At 70.0% G+C, this 19053-nt stretch carries 21 protein-coding genes; 7 read left to right on the top strand and 14 right to left on the bottom strand.

Going from position 1 to position 19053, the window contains the following annotated elements; genetic code table 11:
* Window positions 1-25 precede the first annotated feature (25 nt).
* Complete coding sequence (gene pth / locus ACODTB_RS17130; RefSeq protein WP_291113986.1) at window positions 26-694, top strand: aminoacyl-tRNA hydrolase; 669 nt, start codon at window positions 26-28, stop codon at window positions 692-694.
* On the opposite strand, the gene ACODTB_RS17125 is transcribed toward pth, so the two are convergent.
* The 5 genes from ACODTB_RS17125 to ACODTB_RS17105 form a co-directional block, all read right to left on the bottom strand.
* A complete protein-coding gene (locus ACODTB_RS17125) occupies window positions 640-942 on the bottom strand; it encodes a YfhL family 4Fe-4S dicluster ferredoxin (RefSeq protein ID WP_291113989.1) in 303 nt (100 codons plus the stop codon). The two genes, pth and ACODTB_RS17125, sit on opposite strands and share 55 nt — an antisense overlap.
* A 92-nt stretch (window positions 943-1034) precedes the next feature.
* Window positions 1035-1553 (bottom strand): pantetheine-phosphate adenylyltransferase, encoded by a 519-nt coding sequence (coaD, locus tag ACODTB_RS17120; protein WP_291113992.1) that lies wholly within the window; start codon window positions 1551-1553, stop codon window positions 1035-1037.
* Window positions 1554-1589: 36 nt separating this feature from the next.
* Complete coding sequence (rsmD, locus tag ACODTB_RS17115) at window positions 1590-2204, bottom strand: 16S rRNA (guanine(966)-N(2))-methyltransferase RsmD (RefSeq protein ID WP_291113995.1); 615 nt, start codon at window positions 2202-2204, stop codon at window positions 1590-1592.
* 20 nt (window positions 2205-2224) lie between these two features.
* On the bottom strand, window positions 2225-3562 hold the full coding sequence (locus tag ACODTB_RS17110; RefSeq protein ID WP_291113998.1) for a M16 family metallopeptidase: 1338 nt from the start codon (window positions 3560-3562) through the stop codon (window positions 2225-2227).
* A gap of 18 nt (window positions 3563-3580) precedes the next feature.
* Window positions 3581-5044: a M16 family metallopeptidase gene (locus ACODTB_RS17105; RefSeq protein WP_291114001.1), complete on the bottom strand. Its 1464-nt coding sequence runs from the start codon at window positions 5042-5044 to the stop codon at window positions 3581-3583.
* Window positions 5045-5085: 41 nt separating this feature from the next.
* Between ACODTB_RS17105 and ftsY the strand changes: the two genes are divergently transcribed.
* The 5 genes from ftsY to ACODTB_RS17080 all read left to right on the top strand — a co-directional run bounded on the left by ftsY (window position 5086) and on the right by ACODTB_RS17080 (window position 9375).
* Window positions 5086-6114: a signal recognition particle-docking protein FtsY gene (gene ftsY / locus ACODTB_RS17100; protein WP_291114004.1), complete on the top strand. Its 1029-nt coding sequence runs from the start codon at window positions 5086-5088 to the stop codon at window positions 6112-6114.
* A 59-nt stretch (window positions 6115-6173) separates the two neighbouring features.
* Window positions 6174-7013, top strand: a complete 840-nt coding sequence (locus ACODTB_RS17095) for an undecaprenyl-diphosphate phosphatase (RefSeq protein ID WP_291114006.1) — start codon at window positions 6174-6176, stop codon at window positions 7011-7013.
* Complete coding sequence (locus ACODTB_RS17090; protein ID WP_291114010.1) at window positions 7010-7330, top strand: hypothetical protein; 321 nt, start codon at window positions 7010-7012, stop codon at window positions 7328-7330. The genes ACODTB_RS17095 and ACODTB_RS17090 overlap by 4 nt, the downstream gene beginning before the upstream one ends.
* A gap of 7 nt (window positions 7331-7337) precedes the next feature.
* Window positions 7338-8477 (top strand): FAD-dependent oxidoreductase, encoded by a 1140-nt coding sequence (locus tag ACODTB_RS17085; RefSeq protein ID WP_291114013.1) that lies wholly within the window; start codon window positions 7338-7340, stop codon window positions 8475-8477.
* A gap of 109 nt (window positions 8478-8586) precedes the next feature.
* Complete coding sequence (locus tag ACODTB_RS17080) at window positions 8587-9375, top strand: DUF4399 domain-containing protein (protein ID WP_291114016.1); 789 nt, start codon at window positions 8587-8589, stop codon at window positions 9373-9375.
* A gap of 8 nt (window positions 9376-9383) precedes the next feature.
* On the opposite strand, the gene ACODTB_RS17075 is transcribed toward ACODTB_RS17080, so the two are convergent.
* From ACODTB_RS17075 to selD, 3 genes are read right to left on the bottom strand one after another with little or no spacing between them, the layout of a single operon-like run.
* Window positions 9384-10091 carry a haloacid dehalogenase type II gene (locus ACODTB_RS17075; RefSeq protein ID WP_488929526.1) on the bottom strand — a complete coding sequence of 236 codons (708 nt, stop codon included), beginning with the start codon at window positions 10089-10091 and terminating at the stop codon, window positions 9384-9386.
* Complete coding sequence (locus ACODTB_RS17070; protein ID WP_488929525.1) at window positions 10088-10471, bottom strand: RidA family protein; 384 nt, start codon at window positions 10469-10471, stop codon at window positions 10088-10090. The genes ACODTB_RS17075 and ACODTB_RS17070 overlap by 4 nt, the downstream gene beginning before the upstream one ends.
* A gap of 21 nt (window positions 10472-10492) precedes the next feature.
* Window positions 10493-11569 carry a selenide, water dikinase SelD gene (gene selD, locus ACODTB_RS17065; protein WP_488929524.1) on the bottom strand — a complete coding sequence of 359 codons (1077 nt, stop codon included), beginning with the start codon at window positions 11567-11569 and terminating at the stop codon, window positions 10493-10495.
* Between the two features lie 178 nt (window positions 11570-11747).
* Here selD and ACODTB_RS17060 point away from each other — a divergent pair, with 178 nt between their 5' ends.
* Window positions 11748-13022, top strand: coding sequence for a hypothetical protein (locus ACODTB_RS17060; RefSeq protein ID WP_291119613.1), 1275 nt, complete (start codon window positions 11748-11750; stop codon window positions 13020-13022).
* Here ACODTB_RS17060 and egtD read toward each other — a convergent pair.
* The 6 genes from egtD to ACODTB_RS17030 form a co-directional block, all read right to left on the bottom strand.
* Entirely contained in the window at window positions 12997-13998 is a 1002-nt protein-coding gene (gene egtD / locus ACODTB_RS17055; protein WP_291119616.1) for an L-histidine N(alpha)-methyltransferase, read from the bottom strand. The genes ACODTB_RS17060 and egtD overlap by 26 nt on opposite strands.
* A 9-nt stretch (window positions 13999-14007) precedes the next feature.
* Window positions 14008-15339, bottom strand: a complete 1332-nt coding sequence (gene egtB, locus ACODTB_RS17050) for an ergothioneine biosynthesis protein EgtB (RefSeq protein ID WP_291119620.1) — start codon at window positions 15337-15339, stop codon at window positions 14008-14010.
* A gap of 4 nt (window positions 15340-15343) precedes the next feature.
* Window positions 15344-16477, bottom strand: coding sequence for a PQQ-dependent sugar dehydrogenase (locus ACODTB_RS17045; protein WP_488929523.1), 1134 nt, complete (start codon window positions 16475-16477; stop codon window positions 15344-15346).
* A gap of 72 nt (window positions 16478-16549) precedes the next feature.
* The gene (locus ACODTB_RS17040; RefSeq protein ID WP_291119626.1) at window positions 16550-17137 is read right to left on the bottom strand and encodes an NnrU family protein; all 588 of its coding nucleotides are present in this window, start codon (window positions 17135-17137) and stop codon (window positions 16550-16552) included.
* An 82-nt stretch (window positions 17138-17219) separates the two neighbouring features.
* Window positions 17220-18188, bottom strand: coding sequence for a DMT family transporter (locus tag ACODTB_RS17035; RefSeq protein WP_291119627.1), 969 nt, complete (start codon window positions 18186-18188; stop codon window positions 17220-17222).
* Window positions 18185-18955, bottom strand: coding sequence for a FadR/GntR family transcriptional regulator (locus ACODTB_RS17030; protein ID WP_488929522.1), 771 nt, complete (start codon window positions 18953-18955; stop codon window positions 18185-18187). The genes ACODTB_RS17035 and ACODTB_RS17030 overlap by 4 nt, the downstream gene beginning before the upstream one ends.
* Window positions 18956-19053: the final 98 nt, after the last annotated feature.

The following is a 19053-nucleotide window of genomic DNA, read 5'->3' as shown; positions in this document are numbered from 1 at the left end:
TTTTCCGCCTCGATAATCCGATCCCATGATCAAACTCATCGCCGGCCTGGGCAACCCGGGGCCGGAATACGAACACACGCGCCACAACGCCGGCTTCTGGTGGGTGGACGAGGCCGCGCGCCTGCTCAAAGTGTCCCTGCAGATGGAGCGCGGGCACTTCGGCCTGGTGGCGCGGGCCAACGTGGGTGGCCAGAGTGTCTGGCTGGTGGAGCCGCAGACCTTCATGAACCTCTCCGGCAAGTCGGTGGCCTCCGTCGCTCGCTTCTTCAAGATCGCCCCCGAAGAGGTGCTGGTGGTGCACGACGAATTGGACCTGGCACCCGGTGAGGCCAAGCTCAAGAAGGGCGGCGGACACGCGGGCCACAACGGCCTGCGCGACATCCACGCGCAGCTCGGCAGTGCCGACTACTGGCGCCTGCGCGTGGGCATCGGCCACCCGGGCAACAAGAACGAAGTGGCGAACTGGGTGCTGAAGAAGCCCTCGCCCGACGACCGCATCGCGATCGCGCAGGCGCTGGATCGCTCGCTCAAGGCCTTGCCGCAGTTGATCGCGGGCGAAATGGACAAGGCCACGGCCTTGATCCACACCAGCAAGCCGCCGCGGCCCAAGCCACCGCGGCCGGCCACCGCGCCAGCGCCTCAGGCCGAGGCGGGTGGCGGGGCTGCCGTGTCACCGGCGGCCGACAAGGGCTGACCGGCTTTCTGCAGGCGCTGGTATTTCTCCCACAGCGTCTCGCGCGACTCGACGTGGTCCGGGTTGATTGGAATGCAGTTCACCGGGCAGACCTGCACACACTGCGGCTCGTCGAAATGCCCCACGCACTCGGTGCAGCGCGCCGGGTCGATTTCGTAGAAGTCCTCGCCCATGGAGATGGCCTGGTTCGGGCACTCGGGCTCGCACACATCGCAGTTGATGCATTCGTCGGTGATCAGCAAGGCCATGGTCAGGCTGCGGCGCAGGGCCGCCCCAGGCAAAGCCGCACCCCCGCGGGGGGCAGCGAAACAGCGAAGCGTGAAGCGTGGGGGCTCATGTTCTAAGCCTGCAGGGGCTTGGGGACGAGCCGCGCGGCCACGGCGCCGCTCACCATCTGCGACACATCACCACCGAGCTGTGAGATCTCGCGCACCAGCGTGCTGGAAATGCACTGCAACTCGGCCTGCGGCAGCAGGAACACCGTCTCCACCGCGGCATTCAGCTTGCGGTTCATCGCCGCCATCTGGGCTTCGTAGTCGAAGTCGGTGAGGTTGCGGATGCCACGCACCACGGCGGTCGCGCCGTGCTGCCGGCAGAAATCCATGATCAGGCCTTCGAAGGGCAGCACCCGCACCCGCCCTGGCATGCGGGACGCGACCTCGGCGGCCATGTCCAGCCGCTCCTGCAGCGTGAAGCGGGTTTTCTTGTGGTGCGCGATGGCCACCGCGATGACCACTTCGTCGAACAGCAGCGCGGCGCGGCGCGCCACGTCCTCATGGCCCAGGGTGATGGGGTCGAAGGTACCGCTGTAGACCGCCACGCGGCCACCGCCGCCGGTTGAAGCAAGGGCTGAGCTCATGCCGAAGATTATGCGCGAGGGGCCCCGCGCCGCGCCTCACTGGGCCAGCAATGGCCGCAACAGGTGAAAGGCCACCGCCCCGGCCTTGCCTTGCCGATGCACCTGCAGGCCGATCTGGGCCAGTTCGTCCTCGCTCCAGGCCCGCGGGGCCTCCAGGTAGACCAGGCCGTCCCCTTGCACCGCCTGGCGCGCGGCGGCCAGCGCGGCGGCGTACAAGGCCTCGTTCTGGCCATCACCAAAAGGCGGGTCGAGGAACACCACATCCAGCCCTTGCCCGGCCCGCTGGCGCAGCGCCGCCACACCATCGCCCCGCTCCACGCGCACGCCCGTGGCCTTGAGCTGGGTGGTGATGCGGCCCAGGTTGGCGAGCAAGGCGCTGTCCTGCTCCACCAGCACCACCTCCACCGCGCCGCGCGAGGCAGCCTCCAGGCCCAATGCCCCGGTGCCGGCGAAGGCATCGATGCAGCGCCAGCCGCTCAGGTCCTGCCCGAGCCAGTTGAACAGGGTTTCGCGCACGCGCGAGGGGGTGGGCCGCAGGCCCGGGCGGTCGGCCACAGGCAGCTTGGTGCGTTTCCACTGGCCACCGATGATGCGCACCTCGTGGGGGGCGCTCGCGGCGGCGCGCGCGGCGCTGGGGGCAGGCTTTTTCATGGCAGCGAGCTTACGCGACCTCAGGGTTGCGCACCCACCACCACGGTGACCATGCGGTCGGGCTGCAGCACGCGCGCGAAGGCCCGCTGGATGTCGGCCACGCTCAGGCGCTCGATCTCCTTCGTCCAAGTGTCGAGGTAGTCCAGCGGCAGGTCGTTCCAGGCGATGTTGGCCACGTTGTCCAGCAGCTTGCGGTTGCTGTCGAGCCGCAGGGCTTCGCCGTTGATGAGGTAGTCCTTGGCGGCCTGCAGCTCGGCCTCGGTCGGGCCCCTGGCGACGAAGTCGCGCACCACTTCCCGCACCACGTCCACCGCCTGCGCCGCCTGGTCGGGCCGGGTGGTCAGGGCGATCTGGAAGGCGCCGGCCTGGCGCGCCGTCAGGAAGTAGCTGGACACACCGTAGGTCAGCCCGCGCTTCTCCCGCACCTCGGTCATCAACCGCGAGACGAAGCCACCACCGCCCAGCACGTAGTTGCCCACGTAGAGCGCAAAGAAGTCGGGGTCGGCGCGGGCCACACCGGGCTGGCCGATGAGCACCTGCGCCTGCGCGGCGGCAAAGGGCAGGCGCTGATCCACCGCCTTCGCCAGCGGCTGCACGGGCGGCAGATCGGACAAGGCCGAACACCCATGCGGCTGCACGGCCGCCATCAGCCGGCCCACAATGCGGTCGGCGGTGGCGCGGTCTACCGCCCCCACCATCGACACCTGGGCGCGGCAGCTCACCACATGGCGGTGGTAGAACGCGCGCATGTCGGCCACCCGGATCGCGTTGAGGGTGCTGGCATCGGCCCGGAACCCATAGGGATGGTCGCCATACACGGCACGGCCGAACGCACGGCTGGCCTGCGTGCCCGGTCGGTTCTCGGCCTCCTTGAGCGCGGCCAGCAGGCGCTCGCGGTCGCGCTGCCACACGCGCTCGGGCCAGGCGGGTGCGGCCAGCTGGCGCGCGGCCAATGCCACCGCGCGGTCGAGCAGATCGGGTTCGGTCAGGGTGCGCAGTGAAACGCTGAAGCGGTCCAGGGTGATGCCGGCACCGAATTGGGCGCCCAGGTCGGCCCAGGCCTCGCTGAGCTGGTTCTCGTCGAGCGCGGGCAGTCCGGGCTGCGCGGCCACACCGCCCGAGAGCAGTCCGGCGGTCGCGCTTGCCAGGCCGGCCTGGGCCGCGGGATCACGGCGCCGGCCGCCATCGAAATCGATCTGCACGTCCAGCATGGGGATCGAGGGACTGGCAATGAGGTGCACGCGCGCGCCGCTGGCGTGCGTCCACTGTTCGATGGGGATGGTGGCCTGGGCGGTGCCCAGGGTGCTCAGCAAGAGCAGGGCCGGCAAGCTTCGGCGCAGCAGGGTGAACAGGGTCATGGTGTGTCGCGGCTCGCTTCAGTGGCGCGTCAGCGCGGGCCGAGGACCGGTCTGGGCCGCAGGAGCCGCTTCGCGGCGCGAGGGATCGGGCACCAGCACGCCGGTGCTGAGCTGCTCGTCGGAGAAATAGCGCTGCGCCACCGACTGCACCTGGGCCGCCGTGACCGCGCGCAGGCGGGCCATCAGGCGGTCACCGGCGTCCAGGCCCATGCCGTTGATCCAGTAGCCACCCAGCTCGCGCGCCTGGTTGGCCAAGGAGTCGAGCTTGTAGATCTCGCCAGCGGTCCATTGCGTCTTCACCCGCTGCAGTTCTGCTTCCTGGATGCCTTCGCGGGCGATGCGCGCCACCTCGGCCTTGAGCGCGGCCGAGGCCATCTCGGTCGTCACGCCGGCCGAAGGCACCGCCGTGAGCATGAAAAGCTGCGGGCCCCGGCCCATGAGGCCGTAGGACGAGCCCGCGCTGTCGGCCAGCCGCTTGCCGCCCGTGCCCACGCCCTGCACCAGAGCACGGTCCAGGCGCGCACCGTCGTAACCGTCGAGCACGGCCGAGAGCACGGTCAGGGCGAGGGCATCGCGGTCGGTCTCGTTGTCCACCTCGGCGCCGCGCCACTGCGGCACCTTGTACGCCAAGGCCACCAGGGCCTGGTCGGCCACGGCGCGGTACTCGAGCCGGCGCGGCCCCGCCTGGGCGGGCTCCTCGCGCGGCTTGCGCGCGGGCACGGCCGCGGCGGGCAAGGCGCCGAAGTGTTTCTCGGCCAGCGCGCGCACCTGTGCCACGTCCACGTCGCCCGCGATCACCAGGGCGGCGTTCGCCGGCACGTACCAGCGGCGGTAGAACGCGCGCGCGTCGTCGGGCGTCATCGCCTCGATGTCGCTCATCCAGCCGATCACGGGCCGGCGGTACGGATGGGCCTGGTAGACCATGGCGTTGAGCGCCTCGAACATGCGGGCGCGCGGCGACTCTTCGGTGCGCTGGCGCCGCTCTTCCTTGATCACTTCGATCTCGCGCTTGAACTCGTCGTCGTCCCACTGGTTGCGCGCGAAACGATCGGCCTCCAGCTGCATGGCGGTTTCGAGGCGGCGCGCGGGAATCTGCAGGTGGTAGGCGGTGGCGTCGCGCGTGGTGAAGGCGTTGTCCATGCCGCCGAAGGCGGCCACGCGGCGCGAGAATTCGCCCGCCTTGATGTCGGGCGTGCCCTTGAACATCATGTGCTCCAGCGCGTGCGCCACGCCGCTGGTGCCATCGACCTCGTCCATGGCACCCACCCGCACCCACAGCATCTGGACCACGGTGGGCGCGCGGCGGTCGGGCCGAACGATCAGCGTCAGGCCATTGGCCAGCGTGAACTGCTGCGCCAGGGGGGCCTGGGCGGTGCTCGGTGGGGGGGAAACCGGGGTGGCGGGCGACTGGGCCAGCGCGGTGCCGCCCGCCATCGCCAGGACCATCAGGAGTGCAGAACAGCGCTGCTTGGTCAGCGGCATAAGGCGTTTCATAGAATGCCATGGATTCTAGAGTTGGAAAAATGTTCTCGTTCTTTCGCAAAAAAGCCCCCACCCCGCCCACGCCAGCCCTGCCCGAGGCCCCCACGCCCTCGCCTGCGGCGCCCACGCCAGTCGCTGCGGCCTCCACTCCGGCTGCGCCCGCGGCCGCGCCGCGCCAGGGCTGGCTGGACAAGCTCAAGGCCGGCCTGCGCAAGACCGGCTCGGGCATCGCCACCGTGTTCACCGGGACCCAGATCGACGAAGCGCTCTACGAAGAGCTGGAGTCGGCCCTGCTGATGGCCGACACCGGCGTGAAAGCCACCACCCACCTGCTGGCCGACCTAAAGCGCCGGGTCAAGGAGAGCAAGACCACCGACCCGGCCGCCGTGAAGGGCCTGCTGGCCGATGCCATCGCCGACCTGCTCGCCCCCCTGCAGAAGCCGCTGGTGATCGGCGAGCACAAACCCACCGTGATCATGGTCGCGGGCGTCAACGGCGCGGGCAAGACCACCTCCATCGGCAAGCTCACGCGCCACCTGGCCGACAGCGGCGCGTCGGTGCTGCTCGCGGCGGCCGACACCTTCCGAGCCGCCGCGCGCGAGCAGCTGGCTGTCTGGGCCGACCGCAACACGGTGGAAATCATCACCCAGCAAGGCGGCGACCCGGCCGCCGTGAGCTTCGACGCCGTGACCGCCGGCAAGGCGCGTGGGCGCGACGTGGTGCTGGTGGACACCGCCGGGCGCCTGCCCACGCAGTTGCACCTGATGGAAGAGCTGCGCAAGATCAAGCGCGTGGTGCAGAAGGCCGACGCCGGCGCGCCGCACGAGGTGCTGCTGGTGATCGACGGCAACACCGGCCAGAACGCGCTGATGCAGGTGAAGGCCTTCGACGACGCGCTGCAGCTCACCGGCCTGGTCATCACCAAGCTCGACGGCACCGCCAAGGGCGGCGTGCTCTGCGCGATCGCGCGCGAGAAGCCGGTGCCGGTGTACTTCATCGGGGTCGGCGAGAAGCTCGAAGACCTCGAAACCTTCGACGCGCGCGAATTCGCGCAGGCCCTGCTGGCCTGAGGCCCTCGGACAGCGCATCCCTATACTTCGCGCACCATGCCGCATTGCCTGTCCTACCCATGAGCCCCACCACCGCCTGGCTCGAAGCCGCCTTCCTGGGCCTGATCCAGGGCCTGACCGAATTCCTGCCCATCTCGTCGAGCGCGCACCTGCGCATCATCGGCCCGCTGCTGCCCTCGGGCGGCGACCCGGGCGCGGCCTTCACCGCCATCACCCAGATCGGCACCGAAGCCGCCGTGCTGCTGTACTTCCGGCACGACATCGTGCGCATCTTCCTGGCCTGGTGGGCTTCGCTCACGCAACCGGCCAAGCGCCAGGACCCCGACGCCCGCATGGGCTGGCTGATCATCATCGGCTCGGTGCCCATCGTGGTGCTGGGCCTGCTGTTCAAGGACGCGATCGAGGGCTCGCTGCGCAACCTCTACATCACGGCCACCATGCTGATCGTGTTCGGCATCATCCTGGGCGCGGCCGACCACTACGGCCGGCGCGAGCGCCCGCTGAGCCAGCTCACCTGGGGCCACGGCCTGCTGTTCGGGCTGGCCCAGGCGATGGCGCTGATCCCCGGTGTCTCGCGCTCGGGCGGCACCATCACCGCCGGCCTGCTCATGGGCTACACGCGCGAAGCGGCCGCGCGCTACTCGTTCCTGCTGGCGATTCCCGCCGTGATGGGCTCGGGCTTCTACCAGCTGCTGCGCAGCTGGCAGCATGGCAGCCCGGTCGCGCCCGGCCCCACCGCCCTGGCCACGCTGATCGCCTTCGGCGTGGGCTATGGCGTGATCGTGGTCTTCCTCAAGCTGGTATCGACACGCGGCTACATGGCCTTCGTGTACTACCGCATCGCGCTGGGCCTGCTGGTCTTCGGCCTGCTCGGCGCCGGCATCCTGAGCGCCCATTGAACACCCTGCTGCCCATGACCGGCTCAGCACCCACCACGACCGGGTTCTGGGGCCGGCGTTGGCAGGGCCAGGTCGCCTGGCGCACGCTGTTCTGGCGCGACATGCTGGCCTTGGGCAGCGTCATCAACCTGTGCACGGGCTTCGCGGCGCTGATGCTGGTCTCGCAAGGCCCGCCGATCGCATGGGCCCTGGCGGTGCACTTCGCTCCCCTGCCGTACAACGGTTTCCTGCTCGCCTCGCTCTGGCGCACGCCCGGACGCCCCGCGCCGGTGAAACTCGCCGGCTGCGCCTGGTTCGCGGCCATGCTGGTGGTCTGAGGCAGCCATGCACCACGGCATCAAGAAACTCCTGCTGCTCGGTGCCGGCCAGGCCCATCTGCAGGTGTTGGCGCGCCTGGCGCGGCACCACCCGGGCAACCTGGACGTGACCCTGCTCACGCCGTTCGTGCACCACACCGGCCAAGGTTGCCTGCCCGGCTTCATGACCGGCCAGCACACGGCGGACGAAGGGCGCGTCGCGCTCGAACCGCTGGTGCGCGCGGCCAGCGCACGCTGGCTGCAGGGCCGCTGCACCGGGCTCGATGTGGCGTCGCGCCAGGTGCAGGTTGCGGCCACGGGCGGCGCGCAAGGCGTGCCGGCCACGCTGGGCTACGACCTGCTCTCCATCGACACTGGCACCGTGCCCGACCGCGCCTGGCTCGACGCCGAGATGCCGGGCGCCAACCACCACGCCCTGCACCTGAGCCCCATGGAGGCCTTCGTGGCGCTGTGGCCCCAGGTGATGGCACTGGCGCAGCAACAGGCCGTCTCGGTGGCCATCGTGGGCGCAGAAGCCGATGGCATCGAACTCGTGTTCGCGGCCGAACAAGGCATCCGCGAACACGGCTTGCCGGGGGCCCGCTTCACGCTCATCACCGGGGGCGACGAGGTCGGCACCGATCTGCCACCCGGCGTGCGGCAGCGCGTGCTGCGCCAGCTCAGGCGCCGCGGCATCACGGTGCTGCGCGAGGCTTGCGTGGGCATGAGCGAAGGCCAGGTGCACCTGGGCAATGGCGCCCGCCTGGCCTGCGACGTGCCGCTGCTGGCCATGGGCGTGCGCACCCCCACCTGGTTGCCCGCCAGCGGCCTGGCGCTCAACGAGCGCGGGCAGGTGTCGACCGGCCCGACCCTGCAAAGCACCAGCCATCCGCAGGTGTTCGCCACCGGCAGCGTGGCCGCCCGCGTGGATGGAGCGCCTGGCGACATGCACGCCGGTGCGGCATTGGCCCACAACCTGCTGGCCGCGCACGAAGGCACCACGCTGCGCGCCCTGCCCCCCTCGCGCCCGCGCATGGCCCTGCTCGCCTGCGGCACGGGCCACGCCATCGCGAGCTGGGGGCCGCTGACCCTGGCCGGTGGCTGGGTCTGGGGCTGGAAAGACCGCATCGACCGCGGTTTTCTGGAACAGCACCGCGTGACACGTTGACGACGGCCCGGCCAGGCCCGGCGCCTGGCCATGCTCACACCCCCTGGGGTATGGGCCGGATTGGATAGACTTCGCAACGGCGTCCCCGCCCACCACCGATCCGCCCGCCATGCGCGCCTCCACCCGACTTGCCTCCCTCATCCTCGCCTCGGCCGCGGTGCTGCCCGCCCTCGCGCAGACCCCGCCTGGCACGACCCACCCCTGGCAAGCCGCACCGCCCCGCCTGACGGCCGAGGCCTATTTCACCAACCTCAAAGATGGGGACCGCATCGAGACGCCCTACCTGCTCAAGTTCGGGCTCTCCGGCGGCTGGGGCCTGGCACCCATTGCGCAGCCAGGCCGGGCCAAAAGCGGGCACCACCATCTGCTGGTCAACCGCGACCTGCCGCTGAACTTCAAGCAGGCGCTGCCCTTCAACGACCAGTACATCCACTTCGGCAAAGGCCAGATGGAAACCGTGCTCACCCTGGAGCCCGGCACTTACACCCTGCGCATGCTGCTGGCCGACCAGAACCACCTGCCCCACTTCGTCTACAGCAAGCCCGCCACCATCACGGTGACGAAGAAGAACCCGACCGACCCCAAGACGCTGTCGGTCAAGGGATTGGCCCTTCAGCTGGAAGGCCCGGTGGTCAAGCGACCGTTCCGCGTGCAGTTTCACGCCTCGGCGCTCAACGTGGCCCATCAGGCGCAGCGCCTGCCCGAAACCGGCCACTTCCGCCTGACCGTCTCGCCCGCCTCGGGCGCCCCGGTCGTGATGGATTTTGTCGAAGGGCAGACCGAGGTCTGGCTCTCGCCGCCAGCGGGCAGCTACGGCCTCAAGCTGGAGCTGCTTGACAACCTCGCACCCGGCAAAGCGCTCACCGACGCGATCAGCGCCAGCGTGCGCGTCGAGTAAGAAAGACCCTAGCAGCCCAGCTGATCGGCCAGGTGCCCGAAATCGCGGGCATGCCAGGTGTTGGTCGCCACGGGCGACACGTCCTTGGGCCGGGCGGCACCGAACTCCAGCGGGCGCTCCACATAGGCTGTGGCCAGGCCGCAGGCGCGCGCCGCCGCCAGGTCGTCGTGGTGCGCGGCCACCAGCATCACCTGCTCGGGCCGCAGGCGGAACACCTCCACGGCGCCCAGGTAGGCGCGCGGGTCGGGCTTGTAGGCGCGGAACACCTCGGCCGATAGCACGCAGTCCCAGGGCAGGCCGGCGCGCTTGGCCATGTTCGTGAGCAGGCCCAGGTTGCCGTTGGACAGCGTGCAGATCGTGTGCCGCGCTTTCAGGCGCAACAGGCCGGCCACTGCGTCGGGCCAGGGATCGAGCCGGTGCCACACGCGGTTGAGGTGATCGCGCTCGGCCTCGCTCAGGTGGGTCAGGCCGAAGCGGGGCAGCAACGCCTCCAGCACCATGCGGTGCAGGTCGTCGATCAGCGTCCAGCCCAGCTCGCCCGAGCGCACGCGCTGCATGGCGGGCTGGTAGCCCGCGCGCCAGGCGGTGGCGAAGGCATCGGCATCCACCTGCGGGTGGAGCGCCTGCACCTCTCGCACGATGCTGCCGTGCCAGTCGACCACGGTGCCGAAGACATCGAACACCAGAACAGGGGTAGCGGGCGCAGCCATGTTCATCGCGCCTTGAGCGCAGTGACCTCGACCTCGATCTTCATGCGCGGGTCCAACAGGCCGGCCGACACCATCATCGCCGCGGGGCGCGCTCGGCCCAGGTGCTTGCGCAGCACCGGCCAGCAGGCCTCGAACAGCGAGGCGTCGGGCAGCACGTAGTTGACGCGCACCACGTCGTCCAGGCTCGCACCGGCCTGCTGCAGCGCGGCCTGAATGTTCAGGAAACATTGTTCGGCCTGCTGCACCACGTCGTCCGAGATGCTCATGGTGGTGTAGTCGAAACCGGTGGTGCCCGAGACGAAGACCCAGTCGCCCGCGACCACGGCGCGCGAGTAGCCGATCTGTTCCTCAAAGGGCAAGCCGGAGCTGACGTGCTGTCGTTGCATGGTGCGAGGTCCCTTGTTCATTCAATCCACCCGCAGGCGAGCGCTGTCGGCGCTCGCCGCCACGACCTCGCCGATCTCGGCCGCCGCACCGAAGCCGTGGCGGTGGAACACCGCCAGCACCTCGGCCACGGCCTCGGGCGCGCAGGCCACGAGCAGGCCGCCGCTGGTCTGCGGATCGCTCAGCAGCGCCTGATCCACCGGCTGCAATCCGGCGCCCAGCCGCACCTCATGGCCGTAGGCCGCCCAGTTGCGCCCCGAGGCGCCGGTGACCATGCCGGCCGAGGCCAGGCCGCGCACGCCTTCGATCAGCGGCACGCGGGCCATGTCCAGCCGCACCGTGGTGGCCGAGCCGCGCGCCATCTCCAGCGCATGGCCGGCCAGGCCGAAGCCCGTCACATCGGTGAGCGCGTGCACGCCCTCCAGTGCGGCGAGATCGGGGCCGGCGGTGTTGAGCTTCGTCGTGTGCTCGATCATCTGCGCGTAGCCCACGGCTGGCAGCGCGTCCTTCTTGAGCGCGGCCGACAGCACGCCCACGCCCAGCGGCTTGCCCAGCACCAGGCGGTCGCCCACCCGGGCGTCGGCGTTGCGCTTGACGCGTTTCGGGTGCACCAGGCCGAGCGCGACCAGGCCGTAGATGGGCTCGACGGAATCGATGGTGTGGCCACCCGCGATCGGGATGCCGGCGGCCTGGCACACGCTCTGGCCACCCGCCAGGATGCGGCCGATGGTCTCGGTGGAGAGCACGTTGATCGGCATGCCCACCAGCGCCAGCGCCATGATCGGCGTGCCGCCCATGGCGTAGACGTCGCTGATGGCGTTGGTGGCGGCGATGCGCCCGAAGTCGAAAGGGTCGTCGACGATGGGCATGAAGAAATCGGTGGTGGCGATCAGCGCCTGCTCGTCGTTGAGCCGGTAGACCGCCGCGTCGTCGGCGGTCTCGATGCCGACCAGCAGTTCCTTGGGAATGGGCATGGCGCTGGTGCCCTTGAGGATGTCGCTGAGCACGCCGGGCGCGATCTTGCAGCCGCAGCCGCCGCCGTGCGAGAGGCTGGTGAGGCGGGGTTCGGTGCGGTGGGGTGAGGCGGTGGAGGGGGTCATGGGTCTCTCGGCAGGCTGGGTCGGGGGAGGCGTGGCTCGGCCGCCATTGTGCGTGCCCGCCTCCGGGAAAAAGATTCCGCCGGTTGATGCCGCTCTAATTCGACTTATGAAGTAAGAAAAATGACTTCACAAAACCCCGCCGGAGGCGAGAATCCGCGCACCCAAAGGAGGACCGCCCATGAGCCGCACCTTGAACGCCCTGCAGGTCGCCGCGCTGCTCGTCTCCGCGAGCTACGGCATCGGATTCCTGTTCGGTTCCGGCGAAATGGCGATGACCCACGGCATGGCGGGGAGCATCTACGGCCTGGCGACGGCCCTGGGCATGCTGCTGCTGGCGCTCTTCGCGGCACGGGTGTGGCGATCGGGCATGGCCATCTGGGACGTCTTCGGGGCGGCCTTCGGGGAGCGCACCGGAAAGGCCGTCGCGCTCCTGTCGGTGATCTGGATGGCCGGCGTGCTGGCCGCGCAGATCCACGGCGGCGTGGCCACGGTCCGGCTGCTGGGGCTGCCCACCCTGGGCGCCTACGCGCTCGTGCTGACCAGCATCCTGCTGGCATCCCGGCTGCGGCTCGGCGCCGCGTCCACCCTCTTCTCCTTCTTCCTGATCGCCAGCGGCGTGGTGCTGGTCCTGGCCTTGATCCACGGCGGCGGCGGAGCCATCTACCTCGAGAGCCCCCAACGCTTCACGGCCGACGCACCGTCCCTGGGCATCGGCGCCATGCTGTCCCTGTCGATCGCGGTGGCGGCCCTGGTCTGCACCGGCGCCGACTACCACCAGTTCCTGCTGGCGGCGAGGCGCGCCTCGGGCGCGGTGATGGGCTGCCTGATCGCCAGCGCGTGTCTGGTCGCCGTCAGCTTCCTGCCCCCTTCCGTGGTGCTCGGCTTCAAGGCAACCGGCAGTCTGGCGAGCCTTCACGACGTCAAGCAGATCATCCCGTTCATCCTCGCCCGGGAAGTCGGCCATTTCGGTGCGGCGGTCAGCGCGCTGGTGCTGGTCGGCCTCTCGGCGGCCGCGCTCGGTTCGGGTGCCGCCATCACCCGCGCCATGGCCGATGCGCTGCGCTCTGCGGCCGGCGGCACCCAGGCCGCCGACCCCGCCTGGATGGGCATCGTGGCCCTGGGCATCGCCACCGCACTGACCGCCCGAGGGCAAGGCATCGTCGCCACGATGGTGTCGGTGAATGTGATCTACATCGGCAGCATCGCGGTGGCCTTCGCGGCCCTGCTGGCGGGCTGGCGCCTCACCCCCTCAGCAGCCTCCTGGGTGATGGGGGCCGGGTTCGTGGCATCGCTGGGCGTCTACCTGGCCCATTGGGCGGGTGTGCCTTTCGGCGATGGCGACCTCGCCTCGCTGATGGCGGGGCTGCTGGCATCGGGGGCGGTTTTTCTGGCGCTGACCGTTCTGGGAAGAGGCCGCAAACAGATGGTCAGGCCGGCGCCCAGAACACACTGAACCACCCATTGGCGTCCGTCCAGTGCCGGGGCGCGCCGAAGCCGGCTTCGCGCAGCAGGGTCTCGAAGTCTTCGGGCGCCCACTTGTACGAGTTCTCGGTGTGCAGGCGCTCACCGTCGGCGAAGCGGCGCTCACCGCCGGGCCAGCGCACGGTCTGCTCACCGATGGCCTGCAGGTGCATCTCGATGCGCGATTCGTCGGCGTTGTACAGCCCCACGTGTTGCCACGCGGCGGGTGCGAAGTCGGCGCCGAGCAGGCGGTTCACGTGCCGCAGCAGGTTGCGGTTGAAGGCCGCCGTCACGCCCAGCGCGTCGTCGTAGGCGGGCTCGAGCACGGCGCGCGGTTTGACGCGGTCCACGCCGATCAGCAGCCCGCCGCCGGTGCCGCCGGCTTCGCACACCGCGTGCGCCTGGCACAGCAGGGCCAGGGCCTCGTCGGGCAGGAAGTTGCCGATGCTGGAACCAGGGTAGAAGACCACGCGCGGTTGCTGCGCCAAGGCGCGCTCGCTGAGCCAGTTGGTGGTGTCGGCGCCCAGCGCGAAGCGCGTGGAGAAGTCCATGCCCAGGCCGAGCATGGGCAGGTCGGCATGGCGCTGCTGCAGGGCGGCCAGCGTATCGCGCAGGTAGTCCACCGAGATGTCCACCGGCACATAGGCCGAGGGCTGCAGCACAGGAAAGAGGCGCGCGGCCTTGGCGCAACTGCCCGCGCCCAGGTCCACCATGACCGCACCTTCAGGCACGTGGCGCGCCATGTCCGCCCCGTGTTGCGCGAACACGGCCGCCTCGGTGCGCGTGGGGTAGTACTCGGGCAATTCGGTGATGGCGTCGAACAGCCTCGAACCCAGCGCGTCATAGAAGAACTTCGGTGCGATGCGCGCCGGCGTGTCCATGAGGCCGGCGATCAGTTCCGGGTGCGCAGCGCCGGGGCGTGGGTGGTGCAGCTGGACGAAATGCGGGGCCTGGTCGATGTATCGCATGAGGGTCTCCTAAGCGCTTCGCGCCAGCCGCAGGCCGCTGAACTGCCAGCGCGCGTCGGTGGGGAAAAAGTTGCGGTAGCTGGCGCGCAGCTGCGACGCCGGCGTGGCGCACGAGCCGCCGCGCAGCACGTACTGGTTGATCATGAATTTGCCGTTGTACTCGCCGACCGCGCCTTCGGCGGGCTGGTAGCCGGGGTAGGCGTGGTAGCCGCTGCTGGTCCATTCCCAGACATCACCGTACATCTGCAGCAGGCCATCGCCTGCGGCGCGCGCGGGCAGCGGGTGCAGCGCGTGGCCTTCCTGCAGGTTACCCTGCACGGGCAACTCGGCCGCGGCCGCTTCCCACTCGGCCTCGGTGGGCAGGCGCGCGCCGCGCCAGTCGGCGTGCGTGGCGGCAGCCCAGCGCGCGAAGGCGTCGGCTTCGAAGTGGCTGATGTGCGTGACCGGGGTGTGCGGGTCCAGCGGCGCTTCACCGTGCAGGGTGAACACGGTGGGCAAGGTGGCCGAGGCCTCCGGCGGCAGCGTCCAGTACAGCGGTGCGCGCAGGCCTTGCGCGCGCACCCAGTCCCAGCCGGCGGCGAGCCACCAGCGCGGCTCGGTGTAGCCACCGTCCTGCACGAAGGCCCACCACTCGCCGTGCGTGACCAGCCGGTTCATGAGGGCGTAAGGCTCCAGCCACTGGCGATGGCGCGGCAGCTCGTTGTCGAATGCGAAGCCTTCGCCCGCGTGGCCGATCTCGACCAGGCCACCGGGTTGCTCAACCCAGCGCGGCGCCACCGTGGTCACGGACACCAACGGCCAGTGGCGCTGGTAGACCGGGCGCAAGGGGTTGATGGACAGCAGGTGCTTCACGTCGGTGAGCAGCAGTTCCTGGTGCTGCTGCTCGTGGTGCAGGCCGAGTTCGATCAGGCGCAGCGCATCCGCGCTGTCGGTGTGTCCGATCAGATGGGCGATGCGCGCGTCCACCTGCTCGCGCCACTGCCACACGGTGGCGAGGTCGGGCCGCGTGAGCAGGCCGCGTTGCGGTCGCGAGAAGGGCTCGCCAACGCCCTGGTAGTAGCTGTTGAAGAGCACGCGGAACGCGGGGTCGAACGGCTTGAAGCCGTGCTCGAAGCGTTCGAGCACGAAGGTCTCGAAGAACCAGGTGACGTGCGCGAGGTGCCATTTGGTCGGGCTGGCATCGGGCATGGACTGGGCCTGGCAGTCCTCGGGCGAGAGCGGCGCGGCCAGCGCGCGGCTGCGTTCGCGCACCGCCGTGTAGTGGCGCGCGAGCCCCGCGCGGTTGGGCAATGCGTCCGAAAAAGAGCGCTGTGGGTCAACCGGTCGGGGCGTGGAGTTCATGGTGTCAGCTTCCGGGCTTGAGCCGCAACAGCTGGCCGTCGCGGTCGTCGGTGAGGAGGTAGATGAAGCCGTCCGGGCCCTGGCGCACGTCGCGCACGCGCTGGGCCAGTTGGGGCAGCAGTTTTTCTTCGCGCACCACGCGGTCGCCGTCCATCACGAGGCGCACGAGGTACTGGAACTTGAGCGAGCCCACCAGCAGGTTGCCCTGCCAGTCCTTGCCATAGGGGCCGCCTTTCACGAAGGCCATGCCCGAGGGCGCGATGGAAGGTTTCCAGTACAGCAGCGGCTGCTCCAGGCCATCCTTGCTGGTGAGGCCGTCGCCGATCTGGCCGCCGCCGTAGTTCTCGCCGTAGGTGATGACGGGCCAGCCGTAGTTCTTGCCGGCGTCGGTGCGGTTGAGCTCGTCACCGCCCTGCGGGCCGTGTTCGATGGTCCAGAGGCGGCCATCGGGGCCGATCGCCGCACCCTGCACGTTGCGATGGCCCAGGCTCCAGATCTCGGGCAGGGCGCCGGCGCGGCCAATGAAGGGATTGTCGGGGTGCGCGCGGCCATCGGGGCGCACGCGCACCACCTTGCCATGGTGGTTGTCCAGCGTCTGCGCATCGGCCATGCGCTGGAACCGGTCACCAAGGGCCAGGAACAGGCTGCCGTCCTCGGCCTGCGCGATGCGGCAACCGAAGTGCAGCCGGCTGCTCACCTTGGGTTGCTGGCTGAAGATGACCCTGACGTTTTCCAGCGACCGGGCATCGGCCGAGAGGCGCGCCGAGGCCAGCGCGGTGGAGTTGCGCATGCCCATCGCGCCGGGCTCGGCGTAACAGAAGTGCACCGTGCGGTTGCGCGCGAAGTCGCGGTCCGTCACCAGATCGAGCAGGCCGCCCTGCCCCACCGCGTCCACGTCGGGCACGCCCTTCAGGGGCTCACCCACGCGGCCGTCGGTGCCGATCACGCGCATGCGGCCGGGCCGCTCGGTCACCAGCATGCGGCCCTCGCCAATGAAGGCCACCGCCCAGGGGTTGTGCAGGCCGCGAGCGACGACTTCGGTGGTGACAGCGGGGACTTGCGCATGCGCGGCAGGGGCAAACAGCGTGCCCAGGAGGACCAACAGAGGCAGCAAGGGGGCGGTGAAGGGACGGGTCATGGTGGTGTGGAAGGGATGGCGGAAAAAGAGGCGGCAAGGCGGTTGGTGCGCGCGAACCGCTCAGGGTTCCCCTCAGCCGCCCATGGGGCGCACGCCGAACAGCCAGGCGTGGGCCCAGTACACGAAGAGCAGGTAGACCGCCAACCCGCCGACCAGCGCGATCGCGTCGTTGGCCGTGCTGCCGGGCAACGCGGGCGGGCTGCGCAGCAGGCCGGCGGCTGCGCGGCGCTTGACCGAGATGCGGTCGGCCACGGCCCAGGCCAGAAAGCCGCCAAACAGCAGCACATCGGCCAGCGTGCCATTGGCCAGCAGGTGGGCCAGCGCCCAGCACTTCACGGCCAGCAGCATGGGGTGTTTCGCCACACGCTGAATGCGCCCGGGCAGGTAGGCCGCGAACAGCAGCACGAACACCGGCAGCATGAGCAGCAGCGCCAGGTGGCGCAGGCCGGTGGGCGGTGTGTAAAGCAGCACCGGGGCCTGGCGCGCGAGGCTGTAGCCCCAGACGATCAGCGCCAGACCGACGAAGGAGACCAGCGCGTACGCGCCCTTGTAGCCGCCTTCGCCCATGCGCCCGGCCAGCGCGTGGCGGCCTTGCGGCGAAACGATGGACACCGAGTGCACACCCAGGAACAACACCAGACCGACGATCAACCACGTCATGACAACCCCTTTGGCTGGTGCGCCGCCGGGTGCACCGGCAACGCGTTGGCGAAAGGGCACTGTAGCGCCGCTGGCGGCGCGGTCAACCCGCCGGATTGGCCGCGCTGGGCGGCGGGCGCCGGTCGGTGGTGACGAGCCAGATGCCGCCGCACACCAGCAGCAGGGCCACGGCGTTGCGCCAGGCCAGGATCTGCTCGCCCAGGAACAGCGCGGAGAGCAGCGCACCGAACACCGGAATCAGGAAGTTGAACACCGAGACCATGCCGACGCGGTTGTATTTCAGCAGCGCGGCCCACAGCGCGAAGGCCGCCGCCGAGAGCACGGCCATGTAGAGCAGCAGCACGGCCGGCGCGAGCGACATGCCGTGCAGCGCACCGCCGAAGGCGTGGCCCGCCAGCAGCAGCGCCAGGCCGCCAATGGCCAGCTGGCAGCCGGTCATGACCATGGCGTCGATCCGCTGCGACAGCCGCTTGCCGTAGATGCTCGCGGCCGAGAGCACGAAGGCCGCGATGACGATGAAGCCCTCGCCCAGCAGCGTGAAGCCCGCGTCCAGCCCCTGGTCGCCGCTGCGCAGGTTCACCGCCATCACGCCCGCGAAGCCCACCAGGCAGCCCAGTGCCTTGCGGTGATCCAGCCGGTCGTTGTGGTAGATGAAGTGCGCCAGCAGCACGCTGAAGAAGGTGCCGGTGGCGTTGAGGATGGAGGCCTTGACGCCGGTGGTGTGGGCCAGGCCGACGTAGAAGAACACGTATTGCAGCGAGGTCTGCGCCAGCCCGAGCAAGGCGATGCGGCCGATGCTGGCGCGCGGCAGCGCGAACACCGGCCGCCCGATGGCGCGCGCGATGCCCAGCAGCAGCACACCCGCGAGCAGGAAGCGCCAGCCCGCGAACACGAGTTGCGAGGCCGTGTCGTCTCGGCCGATGGACAGCAGCGCATAGCCGCTCTTGATGGCCGGGTAGGCGCTGCCCCAGAGCAGACAGCACAGGGTGGCGAGCAGCACCACGTTGCGCGGCCGGCTGAAGAAGGCCGCGCCGCCGAGGCGGTCCGTCATGCGGGGCTGTCGGGTTGGGCGCGGCGCAGGCGTTCGCGGCTGTTGGAGAGGTGCAGGCGCATGGCCTGGCGAGCGGCCTCGGGCTCACGCAGGCGGATCGCGTTGTAGATGCTCTGGTGCTCGCCGTGCACGCGCCGCAGGTAGGCCAGGCGGCCTTCGGGCGCGCTGCTGGCCGTGTTGAGGCGGGTGCGCGGAATGATCATCGTGCCCAGGTAGGTCATGAGGTCGGCGAAGTGGCGGTTGCCGGTGGCGCGCGCCACTTCCATGTGGAACTGGAAGTCCGAGGGCACGGCGTCGGAGACATCGTCGATGGAGGCCTCGAAGGCCGCGAGCGCGGCGGCCATGTTCTGCAGGTGGCTGTCATTGCGGCGCTGCGCGGCCAGGCTCGCGGCCTCGCTCTCCAGGCTGATGCGCAGCTCCAGCAGCGAGATGACGTCGGCCACGGTGGCGAAGTCCTCGGGGGCGACGCGGAAGTTGCTCTGCTCGGGCGGGGCCATCACGAAGGTGCCTATGCCGTGGCGCGTCTCCACCTGGCCCGAGGCCTGCAGGCGCGAGATGGCCTCGCGCACCACGGTGCGGCTGACCGCGAAGCGGGCCATCAGCTCGGATTCGGTGGCCAGCTTGTCGCCCGTCTGCAGCCGGCCTTCGCGCACGTCGGCGGTCAGCGTATCGACGATTTCGGGCACCAGACCGCGCTGCCGGCGCGGGCGCGGGGGCGGCGCTGCCAGGGGCATCGCCTCGTCTCCTAGGGTTTTCACGGGGTGCATTGTTTTTTCCTTGACACGCCATTGTGGCGTTCACACAATTCGCCCAAGTTGTCTGACAACCGACAACAGACAACAAGATGGCCGGACTGTAGCAAACC

Source organism: Hydrogenophaga sp. FG152 (assembly GCF_057809615.1).
The sequence above is the reverse complement of the archived record's forward strand: the minus strand, read 5'-3'. Positions and strand labels throughout refer to the sequence as shown.

Excerpts from the sequence above, each read along its gene's own strand:
- pth (WP_291113986.1), top strand. The coding sequence starts at position 26 with ATGATCAAACTCATCGCCGGCCTGGGCAACCCGGGGCCGGAATACGAA.
- ACODTB_RS17125 (WP_291113989.1), bottom strand. The coding sequence starts at position 942 with ATGGCCTTGCTGATCACCGACGAATGCATCAACTGCGATGTGTGCGAG.
- coaD (WP_291113992.1), bottom strand. The coding sequence starts at position 1,553 with ATGAGCTCAGCCCTTGCTTCAACCGGCGGCGGTGGCCGCGTGGCGGTC.
- rsmD (WP_291113995.1), bottom strand. The coding sequence starts at position 2,204 with ATGAAAAAGCCTGCCCCCAGCGCCGCGCGCGCCGCCGCGAGCGCCCCC.
- ACODTB_RS17110 (WP_291113998.1), bottom strand. The coding sequence starts at position 3,562 with ATGACCCTGTTCACCCTGCTGCGCCGAAGCTTGCCGGCCCTGCTCTTG.
- ACODTB_RS17105 (WP_291114001.1), bottom strand. The coding sequence starts at position 5,044 with ATGCCGCTGACCAAGCAGCGCTGTTCTGCACTCCTGATGGTCCTGGCG.
- ftsY (WP_291114004.1), top strand. The coding sequence starts at position 5,086 with ATGTTCTCGTTCTTTCGCAAAAAAGCCCCCACCCCGCCCACGCCAGCC.
- ACODTB_RS17095 (WP_291114006.1), top strand. The coding sequence starts at position 6,174 with ATGAGCCCCACCACCGCCTGGCTCGAAGCCGCCTTCCTGGGCCTGATC.
- ACODTB_RS17085 (WP_291114013.1), top strand. The coding sequence starts at position 7,338 with ATGCACCACGGCATCAAGAAACTCCTGCTGCTCGGTGCCGGCCAGGCC.
- ACODTB_RS17080 (WP_291114016.1), top strand. The coding sequence starts at position 8,587 with ATGCGCGCCTCCACCCGACTTGCCTCCCTCATCCTCGCCTCGGCCGCG.
- ACODTB_RS17075 (WP_488929526.1), bottom strand. The coding sequence starts at position 10,091 with ATGAACATGGCTGCGCCCGCTACCCCTGTTCTGGTGTTCGATGTCTTC.
- ACODTB_RS17070 (WP_488929525.1), bottom strand. The coding sequence starts at position 10,471 with ATGCAACGACAGCACGTCAGCTCCGGCTTGCCCTTTGAGGAACAGATC.
- selD (WP_488929524.1), bottom strand. The coding sequence starts at position 11,569 with ATGACCCCCTCCACCGCCTCACCCCACCGCACCGAACCCCGCCTCACC.
- ACODTB_RS17060 (WP_291119613.1), top strand. The coding sequence starts at position 11,748 with ATGAGCCGCACCTTGAACGCCCTGCAGGTCGCCGCGCTGCTCGTCTCC.
- egtD (WP_291119616.1), bottom strand. The coding sequence starts at position 13,998 with ATGCGATACATCGACCAGGCCCCGCATTTCGTCCAGCTGCACCACCCA.
- egtB (WP_291119620.1), bottom strand. The coding sequence starts at position 15,339 with ATGAACTCCACGCCCCGACCGGTTGACCCACAGCGCTCTTTTTCGGAC.
- ACODTB_RS17045 (WP_488929523.1), bottom strand. The coding sequence starts at position 16,477 with ATGACCCGTCCCTTCACCGCCCCCTTGCTGCCTCTGTTGGTCCTCCTG.
- ACODTB_RS17040 (WP_291119626.1), bottom strand. The coding sequence starts at position 17,137 with ATGACGTGGTTGATCGTCGGTCTGGTGTTGTTCCTGGGTGTGCACTCG.
- ACODTB_RS17035 (WP_291119627.1), bottom strand. The coding sequence starts at position 18,188 with ATGACGGACCGCCTCGGCGGCGCGGCCTTCTTCAGCCGGCCGCGCAAC.
- ACODTB_RS17030 (WP_488929522.1), bottom strand. The coding sequence starts at position 18,955 with ATGCACCCCGTGAAAACCCTAGGAGACGAGGCGATGCCCCTGGCAGCG.